Consider the following 8556-nt stretch of genomic DNA (forward strand, 5'->3'; position numbering starts at 1 on the left):
TGGCGCGGCCGTCCGCACGGGAACGGCCCTGGCCAGGGCAAGCCGCAGGGCGCGGGCGGCCAGCCGGGGCGACCGCCGCGCAGCCGCGAGGACATCGATCTGGCCAAGGCCTATGCGATCCGTGCCCAGCGCGAGAAGGACGAGCGCATCGAGGCCGAGCGGCAGAAGCAGGAAGAAGCGCGCCTGCGCCGTGAAGCGCGGGCCAAGCTCGACGAACTGCTCAAGGGCCAGGCGCTGAACCACGCCGAGGCCGACATCGCCCGCCATTTCCCCTATGGCGGCAAGATCAAGCGCATCTACGTCACCGCCGACCAGCTCAAGGCGCTCAACGCCGGCGAGTTGGGCGTGCTGCAGCAGAACGGCCGCTACCTGCTGGTGACCGCGGCGCTGCTGGACCAGGCCGAAGCGATCTTCCCGGCGGCGGTGGCGCTGCGGGTCGATCCGAACGCGACGGCGGAAGAAGACCCCTACGCCGATCCCAAGTACCAGATCCCCGACGATCTGGTCTGGTAAACGTGGCGCTGCCAGGGACGGGCACGCTGGCCGCCGGGCGCGGCCACATGCCGCCGCACGCGCAGGCCGGCGGCGGCTATCTGCCGTACGTGGACGGGCTGCGCGCGATCGCGGTGCTGGCGGTGATCGCCTACCACCTCGATCCGGCATGGCTGCCGGGCGGGTTCACCGGCGTGGACATGTTCTTCGTGATCTCCGGCTTCGTGGTCAGCGCGTCGTTGCAGCGCCTGCCGGCGGCCGGACAGCTGGGCGTGTTCGCGCAGTTCTATGCGCGGCGCCTGCGCCGCATCGCGCCGGCCCTGGTGGTGTGCCTGCTGGTCACGGCCCTGGCCAGCGGCCTGTTCATTCCCGAGTCCTGGCTCAGCGAGACCAGCGCCAGGACCGGGCGCATGGCCTTCGTCGGCCTCAGCAACTGGGTGCTGGCCGCGACCGGCAACGATTACTTCTCGCCCAAGGCCGAATTCAATCCGTACACGCATACCTGGTCGCTGGGCGTGGAGGAGCAGTTCTATCTGCTGTTCCCGCTGCTGTTCCTGGCCTGGAACCGTGGCGGCCGCGGTCGGGTGTGGTCGACGCTGCTGGTGGCGCTGGCCTCGGCCGCCTCGCTGGCGTTCGCCTGGCGGCATAGCCGCGATGCCGGCGATGCGGCGGCCGCGTTCTACCTGACCACCGCACGCTTCTGGCAACTGGGCAGCGGCGTGTTGCTGTACCAGGTGCTGGCGCTGCGCGGACGCTTCGAGGCCGGGACGCAGGCGCCGCCGCCGGGCGCCTGGAGCTGGCGTTCGCCGTTGCTGGCGATGGCGCTGGCGGCGGTGGTGGTCGGCCTGTGGTGCGCGCGTCCCGGCCACTCGCCGTGGCCGGATGGACTGTGGCCGGTGTTGGGCACACTCGCCCTGCTGGCGCTGCTGCATGGCGCCCCGGCCGGCTGGATCCGGCGCGCGCTGGCGCACCGCGTCCCGGTGGCGATCGGCCGCGTCTCGTATTCGCTGTATCTGTGGCACTGGCCGGTGTTCGTGCTGTTCCGCTGGACCGTCGGTCTGGAATCGGCGCCGACCAGAGCCGCGGCGCTGCTGCTGGTCGCCTTGCTGGCGCTGGCCTCGTACCGCTGGGTGGAGCTGCCGTGGCGGCATGGCCGCATCGGCCGCGCGCGCACGCCGGCGCGGACCATCGTCGCCGGGCTGGGCCTGGTGCTGCTCGCCGGCGGCACCCATGCGCTGCTGCAGAACGCCCAGCGCTATTACGGGTTGAGCACGGTCAGCCGGCATCCGCTGGACTGGTACGCCTATGCCAAGGGCCTGCGCCGGGAGTTTCCGCAGTGCGCGCTGCAGACCCGCCAGGTGCCGGTGCAGGTGGGCAGCGCCAAGCTGTTCGAGCGTGGCGCCTGCACGCTGCCCAACCGCGATGACGGCGGCCAGGTGTTCGTGGCCGGCGACTCGCATGCGCTGGCCTACAACGAACTGCTGCGGCGCTTCGCGCTGCAGAGCGGGGTGCCGGTGCGACTTTACGGTGTCGGCGGTTGCCCCATCGTCGGCCTGCAGGCCTGGCAGGCCAGCAATCCCGGCTGCCAGGCCTATGAGCGCAGCACCCTGGCCGACGTCGCCGCGCACGCGCGCGACGGCGATGTACTGTTTCTGCCCGCGCTGCGCGTGCTGCGCCTGGCCGATCAGGACCGCCTGTTCGACGAGACCGCGGCGATGGCCGAGCAGGAGGGTGCCGAGGCGCAGGCCGCGCGCAGCGCTCGCGAAGCGGCTGCGGTCGCGCTGCTGCAGCCCTTGGCGCAGCGCGGCGTGCGCATCGTCTTCGAAGCGCCCAAGCCGGTGCTGCGCGCGCCGCCGTATCGCTGTTCGGACTGGTTCAACCGCGGCAATCCGATCTGCGCGCGCGGCATCCCGATCCCGCGCGCGACGATGGAGCGCTACCGTGCGCCGGTGCTGCAGAGCCTGCAGCGCATCGCCGCGCAGCTGCCGCATGCCTCGGTGTGGGATCCGTTGCCGCTGCTGTGCGACGCGCAGTACTGCAGCGGCAGCCGCGACGGGCGCCCGCTGTTCTTCGATGCCGATCACCTCAGCGGCTACGGCAACCGGGTGCTGCTGCCGGGCTTCACATCGCACATTGCGGCGATCCAGGCACACTCGCCGCCGGCGCCTTGAGGCGCAGCCCTCCGCTCCCGCATCGCAAGGAGTTCGCGCATGCCTGTTCTGCCTTTTCTCGCGCCGCAGCGATCGCGGGTGGTGCCGTCGTTCGTCGCCACCCAGCATGGCCGCCGGCCGCAGTTGCGCCGCCGCGGCGATGCGCTGCTGCGCGGGGCGCTGCTGCTGGCGGCCACTACCGGCACTGCCGGCGTGGCCTGCGCCGAGGACACGCCGGCGTTCGACCGGCCCGGTATCGGCTTCGCCTCGACCACCCTGCAGCGTGGACAGTTGGCCTGGGAGCAGGCGTTCTTCGATGGCAGCTACGACCGCGACGGCGACGTGCGCAGCACCGAATACGTCGCCAACAGCCGGCTGCGGTTCGGCCTGAGCGCACGCACCGAGTTGCAGCTGGCGATCGACAGCCAGGTGTGGCAGCGCGTGCGTGGCGGCGGCCAGGACCAGCGCGGGCACAGTGGCGGCGACGCCAGCATCGGCTTGAAGCAGGCGTTGCCCAGCGCCAGCGACCGCGTCAGCTGGGCCTTGCTCGGCAGCGCCAGTCTGCCGGTCGGGCGCGCGCCGTACGGCGATGCCGGCCACCGCTACGATCTGGGCGTGAGCGCCGGCTGGGATCTGCCCGAAGGGCGCAGCCTGGCGCTGTACGGCAATGTCAGCGACAGCGAGGACGGCTCCGGCTGGAGCGTCTCGCCGAGCTACACCTTCTACGCGGGCGATACGCTGAGCGCCTACGTCGAGGCGGGCATCGGCGGCGGCGAGGATGAGATGCGCGCGCTCGGCAGCGGCGTCACCTGGCTGTTCGCCAACCGCGTGCAACTGGATCTGTCGGTGCTGCGCGGCCTGTCGTCGCAGACCCCGGACTGGCAGGGCGGCCTCGGCATTTCGGTGTTGCTGCGCTGAGGTCCATGGTGCGGTGATGTCGTGAATCGCGCCTCCGCGCAACCAAGGGCCCGGCACGGTTCCACCCAGGCGCCTTGGATGGCGGGACAGGCATGCGTGAGCGAGTCCCTGCCGGCAAGGAGTTTCAATCCACACGCCAGTGAGGACGTGACGAGGGAATGCTCTTAGAACGGGTGCCGTCTATCGTCGTTTCAATCCACGCGCCCGCGAGGGCGCGACGCCATCACGAGCAGGGCGAACAGCACGCCGGCGCAGTTTCAATCCACGCGCCCGTGAGGGCGCGACAGCGATCGCGTCCACGGTCGGCGCATTCGCTCCAGAGTTTCAATCCACGCGCCCGTGAGGGCGCGACTTGCATCGACATAGTGACTGCCAGACACATAATTTGTTTCAATCCACGCGCCCGTGAGGGCGCGACTGCCACGCCTTCTCGGCCGCCACGTCCTGCTTGACGTTTCAATCCACGCGCCCGTGAGGGCGCGACTGTATTCCGCGACCAGGCCCATGCCCTCTGCGTGGTTTCAATCCACGCGCCCGTGAGGGCGCGACCACACCGAACGATCCGGCATAGCGCGGCCGTGCAGTTTCAATCCACGCGCCCGTGAGGGCGCGACACCGGTGATGGCGGTGTTGTTGGTGGCGACGTTGGTGTTTCAATCCACGCGCCCGTGAGGGCGCGACCACAGCCCCTCATGCTTGATCGCATGGGCGAACCGGTTTCAATCCACGCGCCCGTGAGGGCGCGACGTACGGCCGGCGCAGGTTGTCGCGCTCCTTTGAAATGTTTCAATCCACGCGCCCGTGAGGGCGCGACCGTGTTCGACCAGGCACAAGAGCGGGACGCGAAGTTTCAATCCACGCGCCCGTGAGGGCGCGACAGCCCTCAGCATAACTGCCGGCCGGGACTAAGGAAAAAGTGCCGATTTCGCGAAACGGGCGTGCGGCGACGTGCAGGGGGCGGGGCTGCCTTGCCAGGTTTCACGCTGCCCAGGCATTTCGCTTTTTCGATCAAGTGCTTATCGGGATTCGCGAACCGGCCGGTAAAACCCTGGGCGCTTCCGGTTCGCGCCGACGGCGCACGTCCTTGCTCCGCCATCCGAACCCGGTGTGCCGATCAGAGCCTGGCGCTCAGTCGCTGACGGCGCGCCCGTCGTTGGGCGGCAGCACCTCGGGCACGTGCGTGTCGTATTGGTGCAGCACTTCCGCGAAACCATGGCGCGGTTGCCAGCCCAGTGCGTCCAGCGCCCGTTGCGGCGAATAGACGCGATCGATCCGTTCCGGCAGTGCCCAGCCGCGTTGCGCGAACGCCGCCACCAGCGTCGGCGCGCGGCGGTGCAGGATCGCCGGCGCTGCGGTGTGCAGTTCGGCGCAATCTTCGCGCAGGAACGGGGTGGCGCCGGAAATCACGAACGTCGCGCTTGCCGGCCCGGCATGCCGCAATGCCGCCGCATGGGCCTCGGCGACGTCGCGCGCGTCGATGCCGCGATGCAGGCGGAATGCCGCCATCACGTTGACCGGTTCCGGGAAGCAGCGCGACATGCGCAGGATGCGCACGCTCGGCCCGCCTTGGTCGGCCGCTTCGCGCAGCACCGCCTCGGCCTCAAGCTTGGTGTGGTGGTAGATGGTCTGCGGCTGCGGCGCCAGCGTCTCGTCGACCCAGCCGGCGCTGCCGTCGGGAGTGGCTGCGTCGCCATACAGCGCGGTGGTGCTGGTGAACACGATGCGGCGCACGCCGGCCGCCGCCGCGGCGTCCAGGACGCGGCGCGTGCCGTCGACATTGACCTGGCGGAAGCGTGCCGCCGGCACATGCGCGACGTGCGGGGCATGCAGCGCAGCCGTGTGGATCACGGCGTCCGCGCCCTGCAGTGCGCGCGCCAGCAGTGCGGCATCGTCGAGGTCGCCGACCCAGTCGGTTGTGGAGCAGGGCGTCCGGTCGAAGCCGCTGACGTGGTGCTCGCGCGCGAGCCGGATATGGATCGCGCGGCCGACCCGGCCGGCACTGCCGGTGACCACGATCTTCAATGGGGTCGGAGTGGACATGGGCATCGGCGATGCACTCGAAGGCGCGTGGGGCGGCACAGGCGCTATGGGGGCGCCTGCGGTCGGCGTGGGCTCACTCCGGATCGTAGTCCAGGTTGGAGGCCAGCCAGCGTTCGGCCTGTTGCAGCGAGACACCCTTGCGCCGGGCGTAGTCGGCGAGCTGGTCCTTGCCCAGCCGACCGACCACGAAGTACTGGCTCTGCGGGTGGCTGAAGTAGTAGCCGGACACCGCGGCGGTCGGCAGCATCGCGAAGCTCTCGGTCAGCGACATGCCGGCATTGCGACCGGCATCGAGCAGGGCGAACAGGGTCTGCTTCTCGCTGTGGTCGGGGCAGGCCGGATAGCCGGGCGCGGGACGGATGCCACGATAGCGCTCGGCGATCAGCGCCTCGTTGTCCAGCGCCTCGTCGTCGGCATAGCCCCAGAACTCGGTGCGCACGCGCTGGTGCAGGCGCTCGGCCAGCGCTTCGGCCAGGCGGTCCGCGAGGGCCTTGAGCAGGATCGCGTTGTAGTCGTCGTGCGCCGCCTCGAAGCGCGCCACGTGCGGTTCGATGCCGATGCCGGCGGTCACCGCGAACGCACCGATCCAGTCCTGCTTGCCGCTGTCGCGCGGCGCGATGAAGTCGGCCAGGCAGAAGTCCGGGCGCTCGGCGGGCTTGTCGACCTGTTGTCGCAAAAAGTGCAGGGAATGGGGAATGGAGAATCGGGAATGGTCGAGCGGCGCGGTCGCGCCTGACGATTCCCCATTCCCGTCTCCCGATTTCCGGTCGGTCAGGACCACAACATCGTCGCCCACCGACTGCGCCGGCCACAGCCCGAACACGGCCTTGGCGGTCAGCCATTTCTCCGCGACGATCCGCTGCAGCATCGCGCGCGCGTCCTGGTACAACTCGCTGGCCTGCTGGCCGACGATCTCGTCGGTGAGGATCGCCGGGAACTTGCCGGCCAGTTCCCAGGCCTGGAAGAACGGGGTCCAGTCGATCAGCGGGACCAGGTCGTCCAGCGGGTAGTCGTCGAACACGTGCAGGCCGGGCTGCCTGGGCACCGGTGGGGTGTAGGCGTCCCAGCCGCCGTCGAAGCGCTGCCCGCGCGCGTGCGCGAGCGAGACCAGGCGCTTGGCGTCGCCGCGGTTCTTGTGGCGCTGGCGGATCTCGGCGTAGTCGGCGTCGTTGGCGGCCACGAAGGCCGCGCGCAGTTCGCGCGAGATCAGCGATTGCGCCACGCCCACCGCGCGCGAGGCGTCCTTCACCCACACCGTCGGCGCCGCGTAATGCGGGTCGATCTTCAGCGCGGTGTGCGCGCGCGAGGTGGTGGCGCCGCCGATCAGCAGCGGCATCGAGAAGCCCTGCCGCTGCATCTCGCGGGCGACGTGGGTCATCTCTTCCAGCGACGGGGTGATCAGCCCGGACAGGCCGATGATGTCGGCGTTCTCGGCGCGGGCGCGGTCGAGGATGGTCTGGGTCGGCACCATCACCCCCAGGTCGACCACGTCGAAGTTGTTGCAGGCCAGGACCACGCCGACGATGTTCTTGCCGATGTCGTGCACGTCGCCCTTGACCGTGGCCATGACGATCTTGCCGTTGGACTTGCCGGTGTCGCCGCTGCGCAGCTTTTCCGCCTCGATGTAGGGCAGCAGGTAGGCGACCGCCTTCTTCATCACCCGCGCCGACTTCACCACCTGCGGCAGGAACATCTTGCCAGCGCCGAACAGATCGCCGACCACGTTCATGCCGTCCATCAGCGGGCCTTCGATCACGTCCAGCGGCCGCGCGGCCTGCTGCCGCGCCTCTTCGGTATCGACCTCGACGAACTCGTCGATGCCATGCACCAGCGCATGGCTCAACCGCTCGCGCACCGTCTTCTCGCGCCACGCCAGCTTTTCCCGATTCCCGATTCCCGCATCCCGATTCCCCGCCTTTTTGTAGCGTTCGGCGATCTCCAGCAGGCGTTCGGTGGCGTCGCGGCGGCGGTTGAGGATCACGTCCTCCACGCGCTCGCGCAGCTCCGGGTCCAGTTCGTCGTAGATCGGCATGCCGCCGGCGTTGACGATGCCCATGTCCATGCCCGCGGCGATGGCGTGATACAGGAACACCGAATGGATCGCCTGGCGCACGGTCTCGTTGCCGCGGAACGAGAACGACACGTTGGACACACCACCGGAGACATGGCAGTGCGGCAGGGTGCGCTTGATCTCGCGGGTCGCTTCGATGAAGTCGACCGCGTAGTTGTCGTGCTCCTCGATGCCGGTGGCCACGGCGAAGATGTTCGGATCGAAGATGATGTCTTCCGGCGGGAACCCGACCTGCTCGGTGAGGATGCGGTAGGCGCGGGTGCAGATCTCCACCTTGCGCGCGCAGGTGTCGGCCTGGCCGACCTCGTCGAAGGCCATCACCACCGCCGCGGCGCCGTAGCGCAGCACCTTGCGCGCGTGCTCGACGAACGGCGCCTCGCCTTCCTTGAGCGAGATCGAGTTGACCACGCTCTTGCCCTGCAGGCACTTCAGCCCGGCCTCGATCACGCTCCACTTGGAGGAGTCGACCATCACCGGGATGCGTGCGATGTCCGGCTCGGACATGATCAGGTTGAGAAAGCGCACCATCGCCTTCTCCGAGTCGATCAGGCCCTCGTCCATGTTGACGTCGAGGATCTGCGCGCCGTTGGCGACCTGCTGGCGCGCCACCTCCACCGCCTCCTCGTAGCGCTCTTCCTTGATCAGCTTGCGGAACTGCGCGCTGCCGGTGACGTTGGTGCGCTCGCCGACGTTGACGAACAGCAGGTCCGGGGTCAGCAGCAGCGGCTCCAGGCCGGACAGGCGGGTGTGGCGGGCGGAGGACATGGTCAGCGTTCCGAAAACGGGGAGGTGCCGGCGCACGCGCAGGCGGCAGCGTGCCCGCGCAGGACTGCGCGGGCGGGGGCGGCGGGCGTGCGCGCGACGGACATCAGGCGGCCTGCGCCG

At 69.6% G+C, this 8556-nt stretch carries 5 protein-coding genes and 1 CRISPR repeat array; of the genes, 3 read left to right on the forward strand and 2 right to left on the reverse strand.

Annotation, left to right across the window (positions count from 1 at the left end):
• The 3 genes from D183_RS0106800 to D183_RS0106810 form a co-directional block, all read left to right on the forward strand.
• The coding region (locus D183_RS0106800) for a DUF2058 domain-containing protein (RefSeq protein ID WP_017908344.1) at nucleotides 1-513 on the forward strand (513 nt) is incomplete at its 5' end.
• A 2-nt stretch (nucleotides 514-515) separates the two neighbouring features.
• Nucleotides 516-2663: an acyltransferase family protein gene (locus D183_RS0106805; RefSeq protein ID WP_017908345.1), complete on the forward strand. Its 2148-nt coding sequence runs from the start codon at nucleotides 516-518 to the stop codon at nucleotides 2661-2663.
• 39 nt (nucleotides 2664-2702) lie between these two features.
• Nucleotides 2703-3560 carry a transporter gene (locus tag D183_RS0106810; protein ID WP_232757230.1) on the forward strand — a complete coding sequence of 286 codons (858 nt, stop codon included), beginning with the start codon at nucleotides 2703-2705 and terminating at the stop codon, nucleotides 3558-3560.
• 121 nt (nucleotides 3561-3681) lie between these two features.
• A CRISPR array of direct repeats spans nucleotides 3682-4438; the repeat unit is 31 nt; unit sequence GTTTCAATCCACGCGCCCGTGAGGGCGCGAC.
• 250 nt (nucleotides 4439-4688) lie between these two features.
• On the opposite strand, the gene D183_RS0106815 is transcribed toward D183_RS0106810, so the two are convergent.
• Together D183_RS0106815 and metH are read right to left on the reverse strand one after the other, a co-directional pair.
• The gene (locus D183_RS0106815) at nucleotides 4689-5600 is read right to left on the reverse strand and encodes an NAD-dependent epimerase/dehydratase family protein (RefSeq protein WP_232757231.1); all 912 of its coding nucleotides are present in this window, start codon (nucleotides 5598-5600) and stop codon (nucleotides 4689-4691) included.
• A gap of 73 nt (nucleotides 5601-5673) precedes the next feature.
• Entirely contained in the window at nucleotides 5674-8436 is a 2763-nt protein-coding gene (gene metH, locus D183_RS0106820; RefSeq protein WP_017908348.1) for a methionine synthase, read from the reverse strand.
• Between the last annotated feature and the right edge of the window lie 120 nt (nucleotides 8437-8556).

This window comes from Xanthomonas sp. SHU 199 (assembly GCF_000364665.1).
Lineage (GTDB): Bacteria > Pseudomonadota > Gammaproteobacteria > Xanthomonadales > Xanthomonadaceae > Xanthomonas_A > Xanthomonas_A sontii.